The sequence below is a fragment of the Bradyrhizobium sp. P5_C12 genome, from assembly GCF_054049735.1.
The window spans coordinates 1-24492 of sequence record NZ_JBFULU010000018.1; the positions used below are offsets into that span (position 1 = coordinate 1).

General features: G+C 65.0%; 22 protein-coding genes. 5 read left to right on the top strand and 17 right to left on the bottom strand.

Annotation, left to right across the window (positions count from 1 at the left end; genetic code table 11):
* Both ACXJMY_RS17765 and ACXJMY_RS17770 read right to left on the bottom strand, forming a co-directional pair.
* Window positions 1–849 (bottom strand): RNA polymerase sigma factor (locus ACXJMY_RS17765; RefSeq protein WP_456620635.1); only part of this gene is annotated, 849 nt, incomplete at its 3' end.
* Window positions 846–1214, bottom strand: a complete 369-nt coding sequence (locus ACXJMY_RS17770; RefSeq protein WP_456620636.1) for a YciI family protein — start codon at window positions 1212–1214, stop codon at window positions 846–848. The genes ACXJMY_RS17765 and ACXJMY_RS17770, both read right to left, overlap by 4 nt.
* A 143-nt stretch (window positions 1215–1357) precedes the next feature.
* Here ACXJMY_RS17770 and ACXJMY_RS17775 point away from each other — a divergent pair, with 143 nt between their 5' ends.
* Both ACXJMY_RS17775 and ACXJMY_RS17780 read left to right on the top strand, forming a co-directional pair.
* Complete coding sequence (locus tag ACXJMY_RS17775) at window positions 1358–2323, top strand: 2-hydroxyacid dehydrogenase (protein ID WP_456620637.1); 966 nt, start codon at window positions 1358–1360, stop codon at window positions 2321–2323.
* Window positions 2324–2596: 273 nt separating this feature from the next.
* A complete protein-coding gene (locus tag ACXJMY_RS17780) occupies window positions 2597–4564 on the top strand; it encodes a cache domain-containing protein (protein ID WP_456620638.1) in 1968 nt (655 codons plus the stop codon).
* Window positions 4565–4892: 328 nt separating this feature from the next.
* Here ACXJMY_RS17780 and ACXJMY_RS17785 read toward each other — a convergent pair whose 3' ends face one another.
* The gene (locus ACXJMY_RS17785; protein ID WP_456620639.1) at window positions 4893–5543 is read right to left on the bottom strand and encodes a TetR/AcrR family transcriptional regulator; all 651 of its coding nucleotides are present in this window, start codon (window positions 5541–5543) and stop codon (window positions 4893–4895) included.
* A gap of 104 nt (window positions 5544–5647) precedes the next feature.
* On the opposite strand from ACXJMY_RS17785, the gene ACXJMY_RS17790 reads away from it, so the two are divergent.
* Window positions 5648–6292 (top strand): glutathione binding-like protein, encoded by a 645-nt coding sequence (locus ACXJMY_RS17790; protein ID WP_456620640.1) that lies wholly within the window; start codon window positions 5648–5650, stop codon window positions 6290–6292.
* An 83-nt stretch (window positions 6293–6375) separates the two neighbouring features.
* Here the strand turns inward: ACXJMY_RS17790 and ACXJMY_RS17795 are convergent, their stop codons facing one another.
* The 11 genes from ACXJMY_RS17795 to ACXJMY_RS17845 all read right to left on the bottom strand — a co-directional run bounded on the left by ACXJMY_RS17795 (window position 6376) and on the right by ACXJMY_RS17845 (window position 18812).
* A complete protein-coding gene (locus tag ACXJMY_RS17795) occupies window positions 6376–7143 on the bottom strand; it encodes a substrate-binding periplasmic protein (protein ID WP_456620641.1) in 768 nt (255 codons plus the stop codon).
* Between the two features lie 38 nt (window positions 7144–7181).
* Entirely contained in the window at window positions 7182–7532 is a 351-nt protein-coding gene (locus ACXJMY_RS17800) for a c-type cytochrome (RefSeq protein WP_456620642.1), read from the bottom strand.
* A gap of 88 nt (window positions 7533–7620) precedes the next feature.
* Window positions 7621–9339: an outer membrane protein assembly factor BamB family protein gene (locus ACXJMY_RS17805; RefSeq protein ID WP_456620643.1), complete on the bottom strand. Its 1719-nt coding sequence runs from the start codon at window positions 9337–9339 to the stop codon at window positions 7621–7623.
* A 335-nt stretch (window positions 9340–9674) separates the two neighbouring features.
* The gene (locus ACXJMY_RS17810; RefSeq protein WP_456620644.1) at window positions 9675–10979 is read right to left on the bottom strand and encodes a TRAP transporter large permease; all 1305 of its coding nucleotides are present in this window, start codon (window positions 10977–10979) and stop codon (window positions 9675–9677) included.
* Window positions 10980–11013: 34 nt separating this feature from the next.
* Window positions 11014–11607 (bottom strand): TRAP transporter small permease subunit, encoded by a 594-nt coding sequence (locus tag ACXJMY_RS17815; protein ID WP_456620645.1) that lies wholly within the window; start codon window positions 11605–11607, stop codon window positions 11014–11016.
* 9 nt (window positions 11608–11616) lie between these two features.
* Window positions 11617–12615 (bottom strand): TRAP transporter substrate-binding protein, encoded by a 999-nt coding sequence (locus ACXJMY_RS17820; RefSeq protein WP_456620646.1) that lies wholly within the window; start codon window positions 12613–12615, stop codon window positions 11617–11619.
* 44 nt (window positions 12616–12659) lie between these two features.
* A complete protein-coding gene (locus tag ACXJMY_RS17825; protein ID WP_456620647.1) occupies window positions 12660–14318 on the bottom strand; it encodes a hydantoinase B/oxoprolinase family protein in 1659 nt (552 codons plus the stop codon).
* A 2-nt stretch (window positions 14319–14320) separates the two neighbouring features.
* Entirely contained in the window at window positions 14321–16405 is a 2085-nt protein-coding gene (locus ACXJMY_RS17830) for a hydantoinase/oxoprolinase family protein (RefSeq protein WP_456620648.1), read from the bottom strand.
* A 141-nt stretch (window positions 16406–16546) separates the two neighbouring features.
* Window positions 16547–17353: an NAD-dependent protein deacetylase gene (locus tag ACXJMY_RS17835; protein ID WP_456620649.1), complete on the bottom strand. Its 807-nt coding sequence runs from the start codon at window positions 17351–17353 to the stop codon at window positions 16547–16549.
* A 189-nt stretch (window positions 17354–17542) separates the two neighbouring features.
* Window positions 17543–17947 carry a hypothetical protein gene (locus ACXJMY_RS17840; protein ID WP_456620650.1) on the bottom strand — a complete coding sequence of 135 codons (405 nt, stop codon included), beginning with the start codon at window positions 17945–17947 and terminating at the stop codon, window positions 17543–17545.
* A gap of 88 nt (window positions 17948–18035) precedes the next feature.
* Window positions 18036–18812 carry a sensor histidine kinase gene (locus ACXJMY_RS17845; protein ID WP_456620651.1) on the bottom strand — a complete coding sequence of 259 codons (777 nt, stop codon included), beginning with the start codon at window positions 18810–18812 and terminating at the stop codon, window positions 18036–18038.
* A 565-nt stretch (window positions 18813–19377) separates the two neighbouring features.
* Between ACXJMY_RS17845 and ACXJMY_RS17850 the strand changes: the two genes are divergently transcribed.
* The gene (locus tag ACXJMY_RS17850) at window positions 19378–19638 is read left to right on the top strand and encodes a DUF1488 domain-containing protein (RefSeq protein WP_456620652.1); all 261 of its coding nucleotides are present in this window, start codon (window positions 19378–19380) and stop codon (window positions 19636–19638) included.
* A gap of 52 nt (window positions 19639–19690) precedes the next feature.
* On the opposite strand, the gene ACXJMY_RS17855 is transcribed toward ACXJMY_RS17850, so the two are convergent.
* Complete coding sequence (locus tag ACXJMY_RS17855; protein WP_456620653.1) at window positions 19691–20527, bottom strand: SDR family oxidoreductase; 837 nt, start codon at window positions 20525–20527, stop codon at window positions 19691–19693.
* Window positions 20528–20600: 73 nt separating this feature from the next.
* A complete protein-coding gene (locus ACXJMY_RS17860) occupies window positions 20601–21920 on the bottom strand; it encodes a solute carrier family 23 protein (protein WP_456620654.1) in 1320 nt (439 codons plus the stop codon).
* 124 nt (window positions 21921–22044) lie between these two features.
* Here ACXJMY_RS17860 and ACXJMY_RS17865 point away from each other — a divergent pair, with 124 nt between their 5' ends.
* Window positions 22045–23379, top strand: coding sequence for a dicarboxylate/amino acid:cation symporter (locus ACXJMY_RS17865; RefSeq protein ID WP_456620655.1), 1335 nt, complete (start codon window positions 22045–22047; stop codon window positions 23377–23379).
* 178 nt (window positions 23380–23557) lie between these two features.
* Here the strand turns inward: ACXJMY_RS17865 and ACXJMY_RS17870 are convergent, their stop codons facing one another.
* Window positions 23558–24457, bottom strand: coding sequence for an SDR family oxidoreductase (locus tag ACXJMY_RS17870; protein WP_456620656.1), 900 nt, complete (start codon window positions 24455–24457; stop codon window positions 23558–23560).
* Window positions 24458–24492: the final 35 nt, after the last annotated feature.

Genomic DNA, 24492 nt, shown 5'->3' on the forward strand with positions numbered 1-24492 from the left:
GATCAAGGCAAGGCCCTCCGCGATCATGGTGCCGTTCCACTGCGAACGGTCCTGGTCATCGAGGAGAATGAGCGTGCCGTCTTCGGCAAAGCGCGCGTTGCTGCGCGCATGCTGCAACAGCAACAGCGCCGCCAGCCCCATGATCTCCGGCTCGCTCTGGAACAGCCGCAGCAACAGCCGCGCCAGCCGGATCGCCTCCTCGCACAGCGGCTTGCGTAGCTCCGCGGTATCGCCGCTCGCTGAATAACCCTCGTTGAAGATCAGGTAGATCATCGCCGCAACACCGGCGAGCCGCTCGGCGCGCTCGACCGGGCCCGGCGCCTCGAACGGCACGCCGGCGTCCGCGACCTTGGCCTTGGCGCGCGTGATGCGCTGCTCCATCGCCGCATCCGAGACCAGGAAGGCGCGCGCGATCTGTTTCACCGTCAGGCCCGATACGATCCGCAGGGCGAGCGCGATCTGCTGCGTCGCCGGCAGTTGCGGATGGCAGCAGATGAACATCAGCCGCAGGATGTCGTCGCGATAGTGCGAGCCGTCGAGCCGCTCGGCAAGCGCACCTTCCGCGTCGTCGAGATCGGAGATCGCCTGGTCGTCCTCGGGCAGCGGTTGCTGCTTGCGGGCACGCCGGACTTCGTCGATCGCGACGTTGCGGCCGACCATGATCAGCCAGGCCGCCGGGTCGCGCGGCGGCCCGTTCTGTGGCCAGGTCTTCAGCGCGCGCAGGCAGGCATTCTGGAACGCCTCCTCGGCGGTATCGAGATCGCGGAAATAGCGCAGCAGTGCGCCGACCGCCTGGGGTCGCGCCGAGGTCAGCGCGGTCTCGATCCAGGCGGTATCGGCCTCGCTCACGTCAGACTTCCTCCGGGCCTGAACACGCCGACGGGACGCACCTCATAGGCGCCGCCGGGATTGGCCGCACCAAGATCGCGCGCGACGTCGAGCGCGTCGTCGAGGTTCTTGCAATCGACGATGTAGAAGCCGAGCAACTGCTCCTTGGTCTCGGCATAGGGGCCATCGAGCACCAGCGGCGGATCTTCCTTGCGCAGGGTCGCCGCCGCGGTGGTCGGCAGCAGCCGCGCCACCGGGCCGAGCCGCCCCTGCTGCGTGAGCTTCTCCTGCACCACGGCGAGCTTCTTCATCACGGCCTCGTCCTGGTCCTTGCTCCAGGAGGCGACGAAGTCCTCGTCATGATAGCAAAGGATCGCATAAAGCATGGGCAGGACCTTCCGTAACTCGTGTTTTAAAGACGATCCACTATGCCCCGCCCCGACAGGGCTGCGGAAAAAAATTGCAAGAAAAATCCGACAGATCGTGCCAAGGAGGGCCTTCTCAAGCGGAACCCGACGAGGCACTTCGAATGACCAAAGGCACACTGGCCGTCCTGATCAACAGCACGCAGCAGAACTGGCTGCCGCAGCGCTGGAAGGCCCGTTTCGATTCGGTCTGCGGCGGCCGCCGCGTGGTGCTGCTGCCCGATGCCGGGCTCGATCCGGCGGAGGTGCACTATGCCGCGGTATGGAAGCCGGTGCCGGGCGACCTTGGCGCCTTTCCCAATCTGCGTGCGATCTTCAATCTGGGCGCGGGCGTCGACGCGTTGATGGCGGACAAGAGCCTGCCCGATGTGCCGCTGGTCCGCGTCGCCGTGCCCGACCTGACCAACCGCATGACCGAATATGTCGTGCTGCACGTGCTGATGCACCACCGCCAGGAGCTCTATCTGCGGCAGTCGCAGCGCGAGAAGCGCTGGGAGCCGACCTATCAGTGGCCGGCGAGCGCGGTGACGGTTGGCGTCATGGGACTTGGCACGCTTGGCGCCGACGCGGCCGACGTGCTGCGGCGGCTCGGCTTCCGCGTCACGGGCTGGAGCCGCAGCCCACGCGCGATCGAGGGCGTCGCGTGCTTCCATGGCACGGCAGGAATGGATGCGTTCCTGCGCACGACCGATATCCTGGTCAGCCTGTTGCCGCTGACGCCTGATACGCACGGCATCCTCAACCGCGACGTCTTCACAAAACTCAACCGCACGAGCCCGCTCGGCGCACCCGTCGTGATCAATGCCGGCCGCGGCGGCCTTCAGAACGAGGCCGACATTCTAGCTTGCCTCGATGACGGCACGCTGGGCGCCGTCTCGCTCGACGTCTTCGTGCAGGAGCCGCAGCCAAGGGACAGCCGGTTCTGGACCCACCCGAAGGTGGTGCTGACGCCGCACAACGCGGCCGACACCGACGCGGAAGCAATCTCGGCCTATGTCGCCGAACAGATCGCAAGGTTCGAGGCGGGCGGCGTGCTGGAGAACGTGGTGGATCGGACCCGGGGGTATTAGGGCTCGCTAGCTCCACACACCCCGCTGTCGTCCCGGCGAAGGCCGGGACCCATAGCCACAGGGCGGCATTTGGCGGAGGATCGTAGTTCGGTACTGCGACCGACTACCATCGATAGATTCCGCGGTATCGGTCCTGGCTTTCGCCAGGACGACAGCTTTGTTTTGGCGGGCAGCCCGGCCCCCCACAACCACCCCGGCAGCCGCCCCCGTTCACCCTCTCTTAGCGAGAAGTTGATAGTCGTTCTTAACCAACGCTCAAAGAACGAGTCGGACATGCGGACGACGCTCGGCCTCAGGATGCGGATCACGGTTGCGCTGGCGGTGACGGCGGCGGCGACCGCGCTGTTTGCCGTGCTGGGCGCGATGTGGATCATCGCAGGCATCATCGACCGCGCCGACCAGCGCGAGCTGCGCAGCCATTACGACGCCCTGCAATCGCGCATCGCCGAGGAATCGCAACGCGCCGCCGCGATGAGCGCCGTGGTCGCCGCGATGCCGGCGACGCAGGAGGCGATGGCGAAGCAGGACCGCGAGGCCCTGGTGCGGCTGTTCGGGCCGGTGTTCGCCGCCATCAAGTCGGACTACGGCGTCGATCAGTTCCAATTCCACGTGCCTCCGGCGTCCTCGTTCCTGCGCGTGCACCAGCCGGCAAAATTCGGCGACGACCTCTCGGGCTTCCGCAAGACCGTCGTCGTCGCCAACCAGGAGCGCCGGGTCGTGGTCGGCCTCGAGGGCGGCGTGGCCGGGCTCGGCATTCGCGGCGTGGTGCCGATCGCGCAAGCCGGCAAGCATCTCGGCAGCGTCGAGTTCGGCCTGACCTTCGGCCAGCCCTTCCTCGACGACTTCAAGACCAACCACCATGTCGACGTCGCCTTCCATCTTTCCGACGGCGGCAGCTTCAAGCTGTTCGGCGGCACGCTGAAGGGCAAGAGCTTCTTCGAGGCGGCCGAATACGGCCGCGCCACCGAGGGCGGCATCACGGTGCGGCGGGCCAAGCTGGAGAGCACGCCGGTCGCCGTGCTGCTCGGACCGATCAAGGACTTTTCCGGCAAGCCGCTCGGCGCGGTCGAGCTGGTGATGGACAATGCCGACTACGAGGCCTCCGCCGACCGCGCCTGGTGGCTTTCGATCGGCATCGCCGCGCTCGGGCTCGTGCTCGCGGCGATCGTCGGCTATCTGATTGCGCGGAGCATTTCGCGCCCGATCCTGTCCATCACCTCGGTGATGCGCGAGCTTGCGGACGGTCGGCTCGACGTCGCCATCCCCGCCAGCAAGGCGAATGACGAGGTCGGCGCGATGGTGAAGGCGGTTGCGGTGTTCCGCGACAATGCGCTGAATTTCAGCAAGCTTCAGGCCGAGCAGCTGGAGGCCAAGGCGCAGTCCGAAGCGGAGAAGCGGCGCGCCTTCGCCGCGCTCGCCGACAATTTCGAGGCCAGCATCCGTGACGTCGTCACCACGGTGTCAGCGGCCGCGGTCGAGATGGAGCACACGGCGCGCTCGATGTCGGCCATCGTCGAGCAGTCACGCCAGCAGACGCGCACGGTGTCATCGGCCTCGGCGCTCGCCTCGGAGAACGTGCAGACGGTCGCGGCCGCCGCCGAACAGCTGTCGTCGTCGATGACCGAGATCAGCCGGCGGCTGGCGCATGCGACCGAGGTGGTGGGCAAGGCCGCGAGCGACGGACGGCAGTCCAATGCACGCGTGCAGAGCCTGGCCGAGGCGGCGCAGAAGATCGGCGACGTCGTCTCCTTCATCAGCAGCATCGCAGGCCAGACCAACCTGCTCGCGCTCAACGCAACCATCGAGGCGGCGCGCGCGGGTGAGGCCGGCCGCGGCTTCGCCGTCGTCGCCTCCGAAGTGAAGGCGCTGGCAACCCAGACCGCCAAGGCAACCGAGGAGATCGGCGCGCAGGTCACGGCCGTGCAGGGCGAGACCAGTGGCGCCGTGGAGGGCATCCAGTCGATCTGCGCGACGATCCAGCAGGTCGACGAAATCTCGGCCGCGATTGCCGCCGCCGTCGGCCAGCAGGGCACGGCGACCCAGGAGATCGCGCAGAACGTCCAGCAGGCGGCCGCGCGCACCGGCGAGGTCTCGCAAAACATCGCCGGCGTCACCGACGGCATCGCCGCCACCGGCACGGCGGCGGAGGAAGTGCTGGGCTCGGCCGTCGAGCTGTCGAAACAGTCGCAGCGGCTGCGGGATGAAGTCGACCGCTTCCTCGCGCATATCCGCGCGGCGTAGCGGGCGCTTCTCGCGCCACCCTGAAGGTGTCGTCCTGGCGAAAGCCAGGACCCATTACCCCAGGGAGAAGTTGCGGCGTGAAGTCGTAACTCCGAGTCTTCGCCAAACCAAGTTCGGTGGCTATGGGTCCCGGCCTTCGCCGGGACGACGCCGGGGAAGTAGCGCGCGCCACAAACTCCGTGTCGTCCCGGCGAAGGCCGGGACCCATAACCACAGGACATAGTTTGGCGGAGGATCGCAGTTCGGTACTGCGATCAACTACAATCGATAGCTTCCGCGGTGGGTCCCGGCCCCCGTGCGCAATTGCGCACTAGGCCAGGACGACGGCTCAGGATTTGACTCCCACCATCACATCGATCGCCCCCTTCACGATCGCCTCCAATTCCTTGCGCGACACGCGGGCGCGGGAGCGGATGGCGATGGTGTGCACGGTGGCTGACGCGAGTTGCGCCAGCACCGCCGGATCCGAACTCTCCGGCAACTCGCCCTTCTCCCTGGCGCGGCGGAAGCAACTGGCAAAGGCCTTGTCGAGTTCGGTGAGCCCATCGAGCACCATGGCGCGGATGTCGGGATCGCTGACGGCTTCGGACGCCGCGGTGACCACCGTGAAACAGCCGCGCGGACCGGTCTCGCCGGAGAGATAGATGTTCAGCGCGGACGCGAAGATGCGTTCCAGCCTCTGCCGCACCGGCATCTCCTCGCGAAAGATCGCGACCATCGAGGCGCGCGCGTCCTCGCGGTAGCGCTGGTAGCTCTTGATGTAGAGCTCACGCTTGTCGCCGAAGGCGCCATAGAGGCTCGGCCGGTTCATGCCCGTCGCTTCGCTGAGATCGTCGAGCGAGGTCGCAGCGAAACCCTGGGTGCGGAACAGGTCGAGCGCCTTGCCGAGCGCGACGTCGGGCTCGTAGGCGCGCGGGCGGCCGCGGCGCTTGGGCTGCTCGGATGCCGCTTCGGGCGGTCCCTTTGATTTTTGTACCATCTCGCAAAATAATCCTTGACCACCCCAATATTATACAGGACAGTACAAAAATCAATCTGGCCAGGTTGAGCGACACCACAAGGGAATTGCCAAGGAGGCTACAGATGGATGTTTATTTCTCGCCGCTCGCCTGTTCGATGGCGACCCGCGTCGCGCTGTATGAAGCCGGCGCCGAGGCGAATTATCTCGAAGTCGATCCGCCGACCAAGACAGTGCTGAACGACGGCTCCGACTTCCGCGCCGTCAACCCGATCGGCCTCGTGCCGACGCTGCGCACCGACGAGGGCGCGGTGCTGACCGAGAACGCGGCGATCCTGCAATACGTCGCCGACCGTTTCCCGGAATCCGGCATCGGCACGCGACCGGGCATCGACCGCACCCGCCTGCATCAATGGCTCTGCTTCATCGGCACCGAGCTGCACAAGGGCCTGTTCGTGCCCGTGCTCGACCGCAAGGCGCCGCAGGAGGTGAAAGCCTATGTGCTGGAGAAGAACCTGTCGCGGCTCGACTATCTCGACACCTACCTGAAAGGCCGCGACTTCCTGCTCGATCATTTCAGCGTCGCCGACGCCTACCTCGTCACGGTCATCAACTGGACCATGGCGACGCCGCCGATCGAGCTCGCGAAATGGCCGAACCTGAAGGCCTATTACGACCGCCTGCGCGCACGGCCCTCGATCGCCAAGGCGATCGCGGAGGAGTTCGAGCTGTACAAGGCCGAGCAGGCCCGGAAGAAGGCGGCGGCGTAGGCCAAAGCCATAGCCGATATTGCGCAGACCAGCGGCGTCGTCCAGGTTGGACCGGGACGACGCCGCTCATTTGAGCAATGCAGCTATTTCGGCGCCTGCAGCACGACCCCGTAGTGGCCGTAGATCCGGTCGATCGTGCCGTCGTTTCGCAACCGTTCAAGGGCTCCATCGATGGCTTCGCGCAACGCATCATCCGGACGGACCATGCCAACGGCGACGTTCCAGTTGAGGTCGGCCACGCTCTCGTCGCGATCCAGGATGCGGAGCGCCTTGTCCGGATGCGTCAGATTGAAATAACTCGCCGCCGTGGGCGTGACCGCAGCGGCATCGATCTCATGATTTGACAGGGCGTCGAGGCTGTCGCTCTCGAAGCCGAAGGTCGACATAGGCACGTGCCGTTGACCGATGATCATGGCTGCGACGGATCCGACCTGCACCCCCACCTTGGTCTGCGCGTTGAGGCCCTGGAACGAGGCCAGCGTGCTGGATGACGGCACGGCGAGCGCGACGCCCGTGCGATAATACGGTTTTGAGATCCTCAAACGGGTTTCGCCTTGCGCCTCGCGGTCGGCGATGACATCGAGAAGAATGTCACAGCCGGCGCTCCGCATCTGGTACTGGGTGATGATCCAGTCGAGCCGCAGCGACACGCCGAGCTCGCGTGCCAGCGTCTGGCCCAATTCAATCTGAAAGCCGGGAGGATCGCCGGCCTTGCTCGCGAAGGGAAGCGAGTTGRGATGGGCGCATAATCCGAGCGCGCCGGACGAACGGATCGCGTCCAGGGTTCGCGCCTGCGCCGGACCGGACAGTCCGATGACGGCGCCGACCAAAAGCGGGAGAACTGTCTTCATTCCGCGTCCTCGTATCGACGGATCGGGGCCTTGGCGATTCATCCCTCGCGCGGCTTCAAGGCGCGGATATATTTCACGATCTGGTCGATCTGCGCGTCGGTGAAGGCCCCGCCGAAGGCCGGCATCGCACCCGACTTGCCGTTCTTGATGCGGCTGTGCAGAAACTCGTCGTCGCGCGGCGAATTCATCAGCTGCGGTCCCTTGCCGGCGGCCCGGCCGCCGGCGGAGTGACAAAAGCCGCAGGTCCCCGCGAACAACTGCTCGACGTCGAATGTCCCGTTGTCGGGTGCAGGGGTGGCAGACTGCGCTCGAACCGGTGCGGCAGAGAGCAACGAGGCGCCCAGCACCGCCGATAGCAGCGCGGCGGACTTCTTCAAACGCAATTTCAAGGTAATGAGCTCCATATCCTGAAGCACGCCCGCAACCTCAATGCACGGGGAGCAAGCTTGCGCCTGCTCCCCGGCAATCTGCGATGACCTATTTCAGGCTGAAGACGACAAGCGCGCCGTCGTCACGCGGCATGCTCTTGTAGACGCCGCCGAAGTTTGGCGCGTACTCGTCCGCCAGCATGCCGCCAAAGCCTGCGGCGACGGCAACGTACTGTTTGCCGTTGACGGAATAGCTGACGATGCCGCCCTGATGGCCGGTGCCGTTGTTGTGATTCCACAGCTCGGCCCCGGTTTCAGCATCGTAGGCATGGAGGATGCCGCGGGAGTCCGGCACGAACACGAGATTGCCCGCGGTCGACAGCACACTCCCAAGCGGCGGCTCGGGATAGCGAACCTCCCACTTCTTGGCCCCGGTGATGGGATCGCGCGCGTCGAGATGTCCATAGATCTCGCCGCCCGGAGGCGGAGCCATCTTGAAATCGGCGCCGATGTTGAGCTGGACCTGGGGCGCGGTGACCGGCGTCGTCTTCTGGACGTCGAGCGTCATGCACCATTCCTGGCCGATCTTGTAGTAGAGGCCCGTCTTCGGGCTGTATGATCCGGCGTTCCAACTGATGCCGCCGCCGATGAATGGGCACAGCGGCGGTTCGGTGACCTTCCCCGCGGTGAAGTCGCGACGACCGATCAGGGCGCCGGTCTTGGGGTCGATATCCTTGACGAAATTGATGTTCTCAACCAGCCGCCAGACGTTCTTCACGCCGAGATTGCGGTCGTAGACGAAGACGAAGCCGCCCTTGTTCGGATGAACCACGTATTTCTGGCCGTCGCGCTCCAGCATCACGAACTCGCCGACGGCGCTGTCGAAGTCCCAAGCGTCGTGCGGCAATTCCTGATGATAGAATTTCAGCTTGCCGGTATCGATGTCGAGACCGATCACTGAACTCGTATAGAGATTGTCGCCGGGACGCGCACCTTGCGTCTTGTAATCGGCGCCCGACCAATCGTAGAGCGGCGCCGGATTCGCGGTGCCCCACAGGATGGTGTTGGTCTCGGAATCGTAGGTGCCCGGCATCCAGCCGCCGCCCCCGCCCGTGCGCCAGGAATCGTTTCCCCACGTCTTCATGGCCTCGTCGGTGCCTGCAACCGTCAGGAACTCCCACTTCTTCTTTCCAGTGGTGGCATCCACGGCGAAGATCGGGCCGCGGCCCGGCCATTCACCGCCTTGCGCGCCGATGATCACCGTCCCCTTCGCGTAAAGCGGCGCACCGGTGAAACCGACCGTGAGCTTCTGCGAGTCGATCAGCCTGGTTTCCCAGAGGACCTTCCCCGACTTCATGTCCAGGCCAAGCAGCCTGCCATCCATGGTGCCGACGAAGACCTTGCCCTCGCCGAGCGCCACGCCGCGATTGTAGGGAGAATGGGTCTGGCGGGCGATCAGCACCTCGTCCAGTTCCGGAAAATGGGTCCAGATCACCTCGCCCGTCGCGCCGTTGAGCGCAAAAACCCGGCTGTAGGAACCCGTGTAGTAAAGCATGCCATCAGCCGCGAGCGGCATCGATTGCAGGCCACGGGTCGAGCGTCCGGGAATATGGATCCAGGCAACGCCCAGATTGCCGACATTGCTCGCATTGATCTGCGCGAGCGGGCTGTAATGATAGGACTTGTATGAACCGTGATAAGTCAGCCAATCGTTCTGACCGGCACCCTCGATCCGCGCAGTATCCACGGTTTGGGCCAACGCTGACGTCGCGATCAATGTCGCGCCGGCAACAAGAGCTAGACCAGAATTACTCCACCGCCTCTTCATCCGTTCCTCCCGCTTTTATTGTTTGTCGAATTTGCATCTTACAAACGTCGCCGCGAGGGATGTCAGCAGCTCGCTATGTGTCGGTTCCTCTCCATCGCATATGAGCTGCCAACAGTTCTCGATCTCTCTCGGCGGACATCGCCAAAAGGAGCTACATTCACTGGATTGGTTGCTGTTGCACTCCTGCTCGCTCTCATAGCGTACGCCGGATGCGAGGGAGCGCAAAGATGGAATGCGCGCCCGGCGCGAATTTGACGCGCGGCGCGAACTGAAAACGTCAGTTACGCTTACCGTTCGGCGCGTCAGGATGTCGAAGGGGCGTCGCCAACGACCAATTACCCGTACAGCACCCTTGGCAGGATGGTGACGATGCCGGGCCAGAGCGTCAGCAGCAGCACGAAGCCGACCATGATGACGAGATAGGGCAACGTGACGCGCGCGATGTAGCCGAGGCCGTCGTCGGTCAGGCCCTGGATGACGAACAGGTTGAAGCCGACCGGCGGGGTGATTTGCGCCATCTCGACGGCGAGCACGAGAAAGATGCCGAACCAGATCTCGTCGAAGCCCGCGCCCTTCACGATCGGCAGCACGATCGGCAGCGTCATCACGATCATCGAGAAGCCGTCGAGGAAGCAGCCGAGGACCAGATAGAAGATGATCAACACGACGATCAGCATGAAGGGCGACAGGCCGAGGCCCTTGACGAAGGCGGCAACCGCCTGCGGGATGCCGAGGAAGGCGGCCGCATTGCCGAGGATCGAGGCGCCGAGCACGATCAGCGCAATCATCGAGCAGGTTACGACCGAGCCGATCAGCACGTCGCGCATCACCTGCTGCGACATCGAGCCTTGCGCCCAGGCGACCAGGCCAGCGCCGAGCACGCCGACGGCTGCGGCCTCGGACGGCGTCGCCAGCCCGCCATACATCGAGCCCAGCACGCAGGCGATCAGGAACAGCGCCGGTGCGAGGTCTTTCAGTGCGGCAAAGCGTTCGCCCCACGGCACCTGCGACAGCTTTGCCTCCGTCTCCGGCACCATCGCGGGCTTGAGGGTCGTGTGCAGCATCACCCAGCCCATGAAGGTGGCGGCGAGCAGTAGGCCGGGCAGCACGCCCGCCGTAAAGAGCTTGAGAATGGAAACGTCGCCGAGCACGCCGTAGATGATCATGATGTTGGACGGCGGGATCAGGAAGCCGAGCGTGCCGGCGCCGGCGAGCGAGCCGATCGCGATGTCGCGTGAATAGCCGCGGCGCAACAGCTCGTTGAGCGACATCCGGCCGATCACCTGCGTGGTCGCAGCCGACGAGCCCGAGATCGCCGCGAAGATGGTGCAGCCGATCACGTTCACATGCAGCAGCCGGCCCGGCAGCAGACCGGCCCAGGGCGCGAGCCCCTGGAACAGCGAGCGCGACAGCCGCGTGCGAAACAAAAGCTCGCCCATCAGGATGAACAGCGGCAGCGCCAGCAACTCCTGCGTCGTCAGGATGTTCCAGGCGTATTGCGGCAACAGCTTGTCGAGCGGGATCGAGCGGAACATCGCGAGCAGCAGCGTCGCGGTGAGCGCGAGCGTCAGGCCGATCCACAAGCCTCCCGCCAGGAGCGCAAACAGGATCACGAACAAGGCGACGACTTCGATGGTCATGGAATCCTGTATCCGGTAGCGGGCGCGAGCGCGGTCATTCGACGGGAGAGGCCTTCATGCGGTGATCCTCCAGCGGCAGGCCGAGCGTGGCCTGGATCGCGCGCGCAAGGAACTGAAGGGTGAGCAGCAGCATGCCGAAGGTGACGACGGCCTGCGGAAACCACAGCGGGGTGTCGCTCGAGGTCGACAGCTGGCCGCGGGCGAACGCGCCCCAGGCGAATTTTGCCATGGCGTAAGTCAGGAAGGCCATGAAGGCGAAGCCGGCGGCCGCCGAGAGGATCTCGATCGCGCGCTGCACCGGAGGCGGCACGTTCTTCAACAGCAGCACGACGCGGATGTGGCCGCCGACGCGCAGCGTCATCGCAGCGCCGAAGGTGAAGGACGCCGCCATCAGATAGGAGGAATATTCCCAGGCGATCGAGATCGTCGGCGGAAAGAACGGCAGGAAGTTCGAGAGGAAGCGGGTTGCGACCTCGCACAGCATCAACAGCGTCAGCGTCAGCAGGCAGCCGCCGCCGATCCAGCCATCGAGCCGGCCGAGCCGGTCGATGCCGTCGAGCAGAATCCGCAGCGGCGCCGGCGCCGCTGCGTTGAGACTTTGCGGAGCTGCGGGCGAAACGCTGACCACGGCCCGACCTCAGCGCTTCATTTCGGCGAGATAGGCCCGCACCGGCTTGTCGGCCGCCGGCACGCGCTTGAGGAAAGCGTCGAGCTGCGGCGCGGTCTTGCCGCGAATGTCGGTCATCATCGCATCCGAGACCGGCACCACCTCCATGCCGCCCTCCTTCAGCCGATTGAGGCTGTCGACGTCGGCCTTGAGCGAGTTCGCCCAGAAACCGGGCTCCATCTTCGCGGCGATGCCGGAGACGAGCTGCTGTTGATCGCCAGAGAGCGCCTTCCACGAATCGAGATTGACGGTGAGCATCTGCGACGACCAGACGTGATTGGTCGGGTAGATGAATTTCAGGAACTCCCAGAACTTGCCGTCGACGCCCGACACCGCCGAGGTCGAGACGCCGGAGACTGCGCCGGAGGCCAACGCGGGAATCGTCTCGCCCCAGGGGATCATCACCGGCGCCATGCCGACCACGGCCAGCATGTCGACGGCGTTCTTGTCGGGCACGCGGATCTTGATGTTCTTCAGCCCGTCGACATCGGCGACCTTCACCTTGAGGTGCAGATATTGCGTCGGCCAGGGCACGATGTAGAGGATCTTCTGGTTGTTGCGCGCGGCGACCGTCTCGTATTCGGGCCGCACATATTTGTGCAGCAGCTTCAATTCGTCCATCGAGCTGCACAGGAAGGGGATGCTCTCGACGCCCATGAAAGGCTCGTCGCCGACCTGCTGGATGTTGAGGACGTCGGCGAGCGGCACCAGGCCGTCGCGCACGGCGCGTAAGTGCTCGGGTCCCTTGAAGCCGAGCTGGCCGCCGGCCTTCACGGTGATCGCGACCGTGCCGCCGCTCTGCTTCTTCACTTCTTCGGCGAAGGCAAAGGCGTTCTGGGTGTGGAAATTGCCGTCGGGCCAGACCGTCGACATGTCCCAGCTCACCGTCGCCGCTCGCGCGCGGGTCGAGATGTGGCCGGCGGCGAGCAGCGTCGCTGCCCCCGCGGTGAAGCTCCGTCGCGTGATCATTCGCCCCTCCGTTCTACTGATATCGACGCGCGGTATCCTTCTCGTCACCGCGCACGCCCATAAACCGCAACTGCATTGTCCGAAGACACCAGCCCGCTCTCGACGTCATCGTTGACGGCCGACCGCGCGCGTTCCCCGGGATCGCCGATGCCGGCGCCGCCCGGCGTCAGCACCACCAGCCGGTCGTCCGGCGGCACCTGCTGAAAGCCCTTGCCGCGCAGCTTCTTTCCGGATTTGAGACCGACATAGCCGGCCTCGCCGTCACGGCCGCCGTCGCGGCCGCGCGGCGGATGGTCGATGCGGTCGAACGCCGCCAGAATGTCGAACGGCGCATCGACGCCGCTGCCGACCTCGATGATCTGGCCGAGGCCGCCGCGGGTGCGCCCTGCCCCGCCGGAATCCGGGCGCAGCTCCTTGCGCCAGAAGATCAGCGGCGTCTGCGTCTCCGCGATCTCGACCGGGGTGCCGCGCACGCCGCTGGGATAGGCGGTCGCCGACAACCCGTCCTTGCCGAACCGCGCGCCGGTGCCGCCATTGCTGGTCACCGCCATCGAGAATCCGTAATTGCCGCCGGCACCCGAGCGGGTCTGTCCGCGCACGTTGAGATTCCACAGGCAGGAGGTGCCTTCGGCCGGCACGTCCTCGGGAATGATCTGGCGCAGGCAGCCGAACACGACGTCGGGCAGCATCTGGCCGATGATATGGCGCGACGCCACCGGCGCGGGCTTCGGCGCATTGAGGATCGCGCCCGCAGGCGCCGACACCGTCAACGGCGAGAGCGAGCCGGCATTGTTCGGAATCTGCGAGGCGACGACGCAGCCGAGGCCGAACACGGTGTAGGCCGTGGTGTAGGACAGCGGCACGTTGATACCGAACTTCGAGGCGGCCGAGGTGCCGTCGAAATCGACATGGATGCCGGTCTCCGAGATCGTCAGCGTCGCGGCCAGCGTGACCGGCGCGTCATAGCCGTCGACGACCATGGTGTTGCGCCAGCTTCCCTTCGGCAGTTTCGCGATCTCGGCGAGCACCGCCTCGCGGGAGCGGTCGCAGACGTAGTCGCCGAGCTCGTCGAGCGTGTCGATGCCGAACTCGGTCATCATCTCGACCAGGCGCTCGCAGCCGACGTCGTTGCAGCCGGCCAGCGAATAGGTGTCACCCTCGGTGTCGATCGGCAGCCTCGTGTTGGTGCGGATCATCGCCATCAGCGTCTCGTTGACGACGCCCTGGTCGATCAGCTTCAGCATGGGGATGTAGAGCCCCTCCATGAACACGTCGGTGGCGTCGGGTCCGAAGCCGATGCCGCCGATGTCCATCAGATGGCTGGTGCAGGAGAACAGCGCCACCGGCTTGCCGTCCTTGAAGCACGGCGTGGTGACGACGAAGTCGTTGAGATGGCCGGTGCCCATCCAGGGATCGTTGGTGATGTAGGCGTCGCCCTCCTTCATCGTCTCGATCGGGAAGCGGGCGATGAAGTGCTTGACCGATTCCGCCATCGAGTTGACGTGGCCGGGCGTGCCCGTCACCGCCTGCGCCAGCATCCGTCCCCTGAGGTCGAACACGCCGGCCGAGAGGTCCCCGCATTCGCGCACGATCGGGCTGAACGCGGTGCGCAACAGCACCTGCGCCTGCTCCTCGACCACGGCGATCAGCCGGTGCCACATGATCTGGAGGTCGATCAGGCTCGCGCCACTTGGCTTGCTCATGGTCAGGCCGCCTTCCGTTCCATGACGATGCTGCCGGCACCGTCGATATGGGCGTCAAAACTGGTGGAGACGAAGGTCGAGGTTTCGTCCTCGGCGATCACCGCAGGGCCCGCAATGGTCGCCCCCGGCGCCATGTCCTCGCGGCGGTAGAGCGGGATCTCGATCACTTCCCCGGCGCGGCCGTCGAAGAACTTGCGGCTGCCGGACGCCTTGCCGGCGGGCTTGCGCGTCACGTCGGCAACGCGCGGCGGATTGCGCGCCTCGGTGGTCGCGAGCACCGACCAGCTCAACACCTCGATCGCGGCGCCCGGGATTGACCGCTCGAACATCCCGGCATAGTCGGCCTCGAACTGTTGGCGCAGGCCGGCAAGATCGTCCGTCGTCAGCCGCCGGTTCGGCAGCTCGACCGAGATCTCATGGCCCTGGCCGACATAGCGCATGAAAGCGGCGCGGCGCTCGCGCACCGGGGCACCGGCGGCACCCGGTTCGACCAGCGCGCGCGCCTCGGTCGCCATCTCCTGCAGGAGATCGGAGACCGCCTCGGTGTCGAAATCGTCGAGCCGGACGTGACGGCTGCGCACCAGCTCATACGCGATCGGGGCCGCGAGGAAGCCGACGGCCGAGCCGACACCGGCGTTCGACGGCACGATCACCCGGGAGACGCCGATCTTCTCGGCAACGCGCGCTGCGTGCAGCGGCGCGGCGCCACCGAAGGCGATCAGCGTGTGCTGGCCGACCACGGCGCCGCGCTCGACCGCATGCACGCGCGCCGCGCTCGCCATGTTCTCGCAAACGACCTCGTGCACGGCATAGGCCGCGGTTTCCGCCGATAGACCCAGCGGCTCGCCGACGGCACGCAGCAGCGCCTGTTTCGACAGCTCCGGGCTGAGCTTGATCGTGCCACCCGCAAAGGCGTCGGGATCGATCATGCCGAGCGCGACATCGGCATCCGTCACGGCCGGGCGCAGGCCGCCGCGGCCGTAACAGGCAGGCCCGGGCTCGGACGAGGCGCTCTCGGGACCGACGGTGACGCGCTTCATCGCGTCGACATGGGCGATCGAACCGCCGCCGGCGCCGATCTCGACCATCTCGATCACGGGAATGCGTACCGGCAGGCCCGAGCCCTTGAGGAAGCGCGCAGCGCGATCGACCTCGAACACGCGCGAGGTCTCAGGCTGGTATTTCTCGATCAGGCAGATCTTGGCGGTGGTGCCGCCCATGTCGAAGGACAGCACCTTGCTCTCACCGAGGCGCGCGGCGATCTGTGCCGCGAAGATCGCGCCGCCGGCCGGCCCGGATTCGACCAGGCGCACCGGAAAGCGCCGCGCCGTCTCGATCGAGGTGACGCCGCCGCCGGAGGTCACGAGATAGATCGCGCCGCGAAACTGCTCGACCAGCAACGCCTCGGCCATGCGCGCGAGATAGCCGTCGATCAGGGGTTGCACATAGGCGTTGGCGACCGCGGTGGAGGTGCGCTCATATTCGCGGATCTCCGGACACACCGCCGACGAAATCGTAACCGAAACGCCGGGCATTTCCTCGCCGAGGATCGCCGCGGTACGCCGCTCATGCTCGGGATTGGCGTAGGAGTGCAGGAAGGCGATCGCGACGCTCTCGACATTCAGCGCGCGCAATTTCGGCGCGAGTGCGCGCACCGCTGCTTCGTCGAGCGGGAGACGGACGGCGCCGTGCGCGTCGATGCGCTCGGGCACGGTGAAACGCAGGGATCGCGGCGCCAGCGGCCTCGGCTTGTCGATGGTGAGATCGTATTGGTCGTAGCGGCTCTCGGTGCCGATATCGAGCACGTCGCGAAAGCCCTCGGTCGCGACCAGCGCCGTCTTCGCGCCACGCCGCTCGATGATGGCGTTGGTCGCGAGCGTGGTGCCGTGAATGAAGACGTCGATATCGCTGATATGGGCACGCGCATCGGCCAGAATGAGACGCATTCCATCCAGCACCGCCTGTTCCGGCCGCTGCGGCGTCGTCAGCACCTTGCGCGTCTTGCGCACCTCGCCCATGTCCAGAACGATGTCGGTGAACGTGCCACCGATATCGACGGCAAGCCGCACCTCGGCTCCCTCAAGCATTCCAAAATTCTCCGGCTGATCGTCAAGACTGGGGACAAAAACGCAGCAATTTCCGTGCCATCAGGCATGCCGGCAACGCCGCGCCCGGCTATTCTGCTTGGCACCCATGCAATACGCAAGGCGTGTTCGCCTCGCACGCGATCAGAGCAGGAATGCAAGCGCCGCTTCGCAGCGCTCCTCGACCTTGAGCGTGAGGAGATCGTCGGCGCGGGTGCGTCCGAGATTGACCGCCGCGATGGGAATTTCCCGGCGCGCGGCCGTCTGCACGAAGCGGAAGCCGGAATAGACCATCAGCGAGGAGCCGACGACCAGCATGGCGTCGGCCTGCGACAGATGGTCCTGCGCGGTCGCGACGATTTCGCGCGGGACGTTCTCGCCGAAGAACACGACGTCGGGCTTGAGGATGCCGCCGCAGGATTCGCAAGATGGCACATTGAACGACGAAAAATCCGCGTGATCGAGATCGGCGTCACCGTCGGGCGCATCCGCGGCATCGAGCGCGAGCCATTCTGCATTGGCGCGGCCAAGCGTATCCTGGAATTCGTTGCGCGGCGTCTTCGCCCCGCAGCCCATGCAGCGGACCAGATCGAGCCGGCCGTGCAGGTCGATCACCTGCCGATGGCCGGCGGATTGGTGCAGCCGGTCGACGTTCTGGGTCAGCAGCATGCCGCACCGCCCGCTCGCCTCGAGACGGGCCAGCGCATGATGGGCAGCGTTCGGGCGGGCCTGGCCGAACCGCCGCCATCCGATCAGGCTACGCGCCCAGTAGCGCCGGCGCGTGTGCTCCTCCGACATGAAGGCCTGGAAATTGACCGGCTGGGTCCGCTTCCAGTTGCCGTGGCTGTCGCGATAATCGGGAATGCCGGAATTCGTGCTGCAGCCGGCCCCGGTGAGCACGAACAGATTTTCGTGCCGGGCGACGAAATCCTGGAGCGGATGGTTTGCCATGGCGCAGATGTAGTCTGCGCCGCCGGTTTTTGCCAGATCACGGCCGCACGGCAGAGCGAACTGGTGAAATTGATAGCGGACTTCGAGCGGCCGGCCGCCAGTTGGTCGGCATGAGAAGAGTGTCAGTGCAAAAATGCCGGCAGCCAAGGCTCACGCACGGGCTTGCCCTGCCCCCAAGCACGACACCCGTCAGATCTTGTTGGGACCGACGTCATGCTTGTGCTTGTGCAGAAATCGGGCGATCTGCCCGCGGAGCGCCGCTGTCTCCAGCAGTGTTCCGACCGACCCGGCGGTGTCGAAGATCTCCCGCTGCAGCGTCGTCGGCAACGTATTCCATTGCATGATGATGGCCGCGCCGAGACAGCGCAAAACACGTTCCTCCTCGATTGCAAGGGTCGATCCGCGCGATCGTTCCGACTGCGCGGTGTTCACTGCCTCCACGTAATTGTCCGCGAGGACCTGCTCGTTATCGGCGCGAGACGCAAGGCTGTCCTGTAGTTTCTCGAATCTGCGGGTGTCATCCTTGCCGGGCGAACTCCTGGCCAGTTCGCCATATGCGGCCGCCTTTGCACGATATTGTAGAAATTTGAACATCAGGGCTCCCTTGCTGCAGCTCTTTCGCGCATTCCAACGAGGCCCCTCAGACCGCAGAAACCGATCCGCTCACGCTGCCACACGCCGGCTACGCCGTCGGGACACTGAGAGAAGCCGATGGCGCGTCGAACATGTATACGAAACCCGTGGACGCGTAGCTCAATTGCACGTTGCCCCGGAGTTGCCGGCCAAGCGTCTCGATCAACCTGGTTCCGAAGCTGCGCTTTGCGGGTGGCTGGACCAGCGGACCGTCCTTTTCAGTCCAGGTCAGGTGCAAGCGTTGCGTCTGCGGATCGATAGTCCAGGCGAGGTCGACGCGCCCCTTCGGGACCGAAAGGGCGCCATATTTCGTTGTGTTCGTGCAAAGCTCATTGAGCGTCATCGCGATGGCGATGACGGCGGCCGAATTCGTCTGGACATCGGGCCCCGAGATCGAGAATTTCGACTGATCGGGGTCGTCGAAAGGTCTGACCGCGCTGCGCACGACCGCGCCGAGACCGGCGCTCGACCAGCTCGCCTGCACAAGGAGATCATGTGCCCGGCCGAGTGCCAGCAGCCGGCCCTCGATGGCCTGCTGCGCCTGCTCGACGCCCTGCACGTTGCGCAGGCTCTGGGAGACGATGGCGGAGACGATCGCAAGCGTGTTCTTGATGCGGTGGTGCAGCTCTTCAAGGATCAGTTGCTGCAGCTTGTCGGACGTCTCGCGCGCCTTGGCGTCGATGCCCGCCCTGGCAAGCAGACTCCGCGTATTGATCTCGGCCTGCGCCAGGAGCAGCCGCAGGCTGACATTCTCCGCCGCAAGAGCATCCTCGTGCGATTCCGTGCTGCCGGGGCGCTGGCCTGTGCGGAGATCGATCTCGAGCATTGGCGACTATCTCACCTGGGTTTCTGCCGGACCTGATTTCGGCGGAACGCTCAACGCCAAGACCACAGGCTTCACGCGACGCATCATGCTGATGCACCGGAGTCGTGAATGATCCGAAGGCGCACCGAACCCGACTACCATTGAACGAGCATCGAAACGGCGATCAGCAGCACGAAGAAGATCGGCAGCAACACCGGGGGTACGAGCCACTCGCGAAAGCTGGATCCGGGGAAACCCGACATATTGACCGCCTCTTGGTCGCGGCGGGAGCGCAATGCTCTCAGTCACCGATAACAGCCGAGGGGCGCGCGGTGATGGTTGGATATAGTCATCTTCTGCCGAATAGCGAGGCCGGGCAAAAACTATTTGTCACGATCGGCGTCGAACCGGGTTGTAAACCGGTTGCCCAATCATCATCTGAGAGAAGCCTGACCGGATCGCTCCACCGCTTCTGCCTTCGCCGCAGAATTTTCCGACGCTGGATCTTGTCAGCGTCTCGACGAAGCGTCCGTGTTCCTGACCTACGCAAGCCGAATGTCGCCACGCAACTCGATCGGCTCGAACCATGATTGATTTTCCAAATCACAGCCGCTCATATGACCGGACGCGGCGTGCCGTGCATTTTTGGGGACACGACAGTGCCATTGAGGCCTCATTTTTCATAAATGAAGGCGCATTGGAACATATCCAACCCGGCGCTCATTCGAGCGAATCGAGCTTTCTCAACGCGTTCGATTCCAACCGCGACTTGATATGTGCCGCCGCGGCCAGGAAGTATGTCCGCGGCAGCAGAGGGTCTTACGACCTGGTCGCAGCAGACTTTTGAAACAGTCCGCCCGGACATGCCTGAGTCGGCGACACCTCCATAAGTCCACGTTCTAGCTCGCCCAGTTCTCGCGAAACTCGGGAAACAGCGTCAGGCCTCCACAGGCGTAGATGGTCTGCCCGGTGATGTAGCTCGCATCATCCGAGGCGAGGAAGGCGAACACCGCGGCGATCTCGTCCGGCGTCCCGACGCGTCCGAGCGGGATATGGCTTGCGACGTTGGCGCGCTTGTCGGGATCGCCGGTCCATGCCGCATTGATCGGCGTGTCGATCGCACCGGGACCTACCGCATTGACGCGGATGCCGCGGCTGGCGAATTCAAGCGCCAGCGTGCGCGTGAGATTGGCCATGCCGCCCTTGCTGATCGAATAAGCGAGATAGCCAGGCTTCGGAATGATCTGGTGCACGCTCGAGCAGTTGATGATGCTGCCGCCTCCGCCGCGCGCGACGAAATGCGCCAGCGCCTTCTGTGCGCAGAGCACGGCGCCGTTGAGATTGACATCGATGATGCGGCGATAGGTTTCGACGTCGAGCGCATCGCTCGGCGATTCCCGCTGGAAGCCGGCATTGTTGACGAGACAGTCGAGACGCCCCCAGCGGGCCAGGACCATCTCGAACATCGATGCGATCTCCTTCTCGACCCCGACGTCGGCTTGCACGACGACATGATCGAGCTTGCCGTGGCCGCGGTCGCTCGACGCGGTCCGCGCGAGCACGAGCGTCTCCTCGGCCTGCTCGGGATGACCGAAATAATTGATGCCAACCGTCGCCCCTTCCTGGGCGAGCCGGATGGCGACGGCACGGCCAATGCCCTGGGAGGCACCGGTCACCAGCACATATCGCCCGATAAGGCGCGAAGGAAACTGGGTCGAGCGAGCGGTTTGTGGCATGGTTTTTCTCCGGAGTGCCTCATCATCGACGGAAGGCGGGTTTTGTTCCATCCCCTCGGCGCATCCCTGGGATTCATTCCGCGCGGCGCGCCAGCGGCGAGGTCAGGATCTGGTAGAGGATGATGGCGCCGAAGGTGGCGGTGCCGATCCCGCCAATCGTGAACGCGCCGAATTTGAGGGTGAGGTCGCCGGCGCCGGCGGTGAGCGCCACGGCGACGGTGATCAGGTTTGCGGGGTTCGCGAAGTCCACCTTGTTCTCGACCCAGATCCGGCCTGCCATCGCGGCGATCAACCCGAACAGCACGATCGAGAGGCCGCCAATGACGGGTCCGGGGATCGACAGGATCAGCGCGCCGAATTTCGGCGAGAAGCCGAGCAGGATCGATACTGTGGCTGCGAAGGCAAACAGCAGCGTGGAATAGACCTTCGTCGCCGCCATGACGCCGATGTTCTCGGCGTAGGTGGTGACACCGGTGCCGCCGCCGCAAGCCGACACGATGGTCGCGAGACTGTCGCCGAGCAGCGCGCGACCGAGAAAGCCGTCGAGGCTCCGTCCCGTCATCGCGCCGATGGCCTTGATGTGACCGAGATTCTCCGCGACGAGGATGATCGCGACCGGCGCGATCAGGACGATCGCATCGGCCTGGAAGCTGGGCGCGGTGAAGCTCGGCAGGCCGACCCATGGCGCGGCCGAGAGCTGGGTGAAGTCGATCGGCTTGCCCAAGCCAAGGCCGTTGGCGCAGAGCCAATACAGGAGATATCCGCCGATCGCGCCCAGGATGATCGGCAGGCGCCGCCAGAGCCCCGGCGCCGCCACGGCGACCACGCCGATGATCAGCACGGTCAACAGCCCGATCCAGGTATCGAATGGACTTGCGCTCACCGATTTGACGGCGACCGGCGCCAGGTTGAGGCCGATGGCCGCGACCACGGCGCCGGTGACGATTGGCGGCATCAATCGCTCGATCCAACTGACGCCCGACCACATCACGATCAGCGCGATCAGGCCGTACAGCACGCCCGCGCCGATGATGCCGCCGAGTGCGATCGGCAGGTTCGGGTTGGGCCCGTGCCCGGCATAGCCGGTCGCGGCGATGACCACGGCGATGAAGGCGAAGCTCGAGCCGAGATAGCTCGGCACGCGTCCCGCCACGGCCACGAAGAAGATCAGCGTGCCGATGCCGGAGAACAGCACCGCAACATTCGGATCGAACCCCATCAGCAGCGGCGCGATGATGGTGCCGCCCGACATCGCGACGCCGTGCTGGAGTCCGGCGACGATGGTCTGGCCCAGCGGCAACCGCTCCTCGGGCATGATCACGCCGGAGGTCTTCAGTTTCCAATCCGGAAAATAGCCTCGTGCTTGCTCTTCTGAGCCCGTTGCCGTCGACATGTTCCCCCCATTGCGGTGCAGCGATCGATCTTCGTGCGAACAGACAAAAATGTGATTGTCGCTTCTGCGGCGCCCGTCACATGATGCAAATCGTGCAAGATCAATACGTTCCGGGGCCTACATTATGACACAGATTGCGATCCAGCCAGCCGTCCACCGGCGGCATCAGCCCTGGTACAAGATCCTCTACATCCAGGTCCTGATCGCGATCGCGCTCGGCGTGCTCATCGGCTATTTCTATCCCGATCTCGGCAAGGAACTGAAGCCGCTCGGCGACGGCTTCATCGCGCTGATCAAGATGATGATCGCGCCGGTGATCTTCTGCACCGTGGTGCACGGCATCTCGTCGATGGGCGACCTCAAGCGCGTCGGCCGGGTCGGCCTGAAGTCGCTGATCTATTTCGAGACGGTCTCCACCGTTGCGCTCGCGGTCGGCCTGCTGGTCGGCGAGGTGCTCCAGCCCGGGCACGGCTTCAACATCGATCCCGCGACGATCGATCCGAAGTCGGTGGCGACCTACGTCACACAGGCCAAGGAGCAAGGCATCGTCGCCCATCTGATGGCGATCATCCCCGACAGCTATCTCGGCGCGATCGCGCGCGGCGATTTGCTCCAGGTGCTCCTGATCTCGATCCTGTCGGGCTTTGCCATCGCCTTCCTCGGCAAGGCCGGCGAGCCGATCGCCGACGCCGTCGACAAGGCCGCGAAGATGTTCTTCGGCATCATCCGCATCATCGTGCGTGTCGCGCCCGTCGGGGCCTTCGGCGCGATGGCATTCACGGTCGGCGCCTACGGCCTCGGCTCGCTGCTCAACCTCGCCGCGCTGATCGGCACGTTCTACCTGACCAGCATGCTGTTCGTGCTGATCGTGCTGGGCTCGATCGCGCGGCTCGCCGGCTTCTCGATCCTGCGTTTCATCGCCTACATCAAGGACGAGCTTTTGATCGTGCTCGGCACCTCGTCGTCGGAGACGGTGCTGCCGCAGATGATCCAGAAGATGGAGCATCTCGGCGCCTCGCGCTCGGTGGTCGGCCTCGTCATCCCGACCGGCTACAGCYTCAATCTCGACGGCACCAACATCTACATGACGCTGGCGACGCTGTTCCTGGCGCAGGCGACCAACACCCATCTGACCATCTGGCAGGAGCTCGGCGTCTTGGGCATCGCCATGATCACCTCGAAGGGCGCCTCGGGGGTGACCGGCGCCGGCTTCATCACGCTCGCCGCCACGCTCTCGATCGTGCCTGATATCCCGATCCAGTCGATCGCGATCCTGGTCGGCATCGACAAGTTCATGAGCGAATGCCGCGCGCTGACCAATCTGATCGGCAACGGCGTCGCCTGCGTCGTCATCAGCATCTCCGAAGGCGAGCTCGACCGCGACGCGCTGCACGAGACCATGGCCCATCCGCTGGAGATGGGCGAGGCGCTGGAGCCGGGCGGCGGCGCGTCTTCATAAGCCGCGCGTAAGTTCGGCGCAGTCCGGTTCCGACGCGGTAGTTTCCCGGAGTGGTCAATTGGTGCGGCACGCGTCACAACAATCGCGTTGGGATCACGGATTGATACTCATTCATTCCACCCGACGCGCTGGGGGCAGGGCGTCGGGTTTTTGAAAATTCTCGCGGCGGGCTGACGCGTCAGGCCAGCTTTTTGGGCTTCAGGAGATCGCTGAGGCCCACCCGGTGCAGCATCTCGGCGCGGACGCGGTCGAGCACGGTGAAGCCGACATCGGCGCCGTCTTCCGTGGGATCGATGTGGACGCGGAACGGCCGCTTCCCGAACGGTGCGCCGACGACATTCACGACCGCCTCGGCTACGAGGTCGACGTTGGCATCTTCAGGCACGATCGCCGCAAACGCCTTCTGCACCTGCTCGCCAAAGCCCTGATACGGACCGGCCTCGTATTCCGCGGCGCGCGCTGCATCGGCGGGACGGCCCGAATGGGCAAAATGATTGGTGCCGGAGGTGAAGGCGCCGGGCACGATGATCGAGGTCTCGATGCCCCAGCGCGACAGCTCGCGGGCATATTGCACGGCGATCGAATCCATCGCCGCCTTGGCCGCAAAGTAAGGCGCGAGAAAGGGCGGCGTTCCGCCGGCGGAACTGGACGAGGAGATCCAGACCAGCAGGCCTTGCTTCTGACGGCGCATATGCGGCAGCACCGCGCGGTTGACGCGCTGCGTGCTCAGCACGTTGACGTCGTAGAGTTCGGCATATTGCTCCGGCGTGAACGCCTCCGCCGGGCCGAACACCATGTGGCCGGCATTGTGGATCAGGACGTCGATCCTCCCCGCTTCCGCGATCACTTGCGCGACCGCGGCATCGACCGAGTCCTGCGATTGCACGTCGAGCTCCAGCGCGCGAAGATCGGCACTGTTGTCGCGCGAAAATGCCGCCATCTGCTCCACGACGGCTGCGTTGCGGGATTTCGTCTGGCGCATCGAGCCGTAGATGGTGTGGCCCGCCTTGGCCAAGGCTTCAGCCGTGAGGCGGCCAAAGCCGCTGGATGCGCCGGTGATCAGAACAATCTTGGTCATGGGATATCTCCTTTGATGTCGTAGCTGATGTCTGG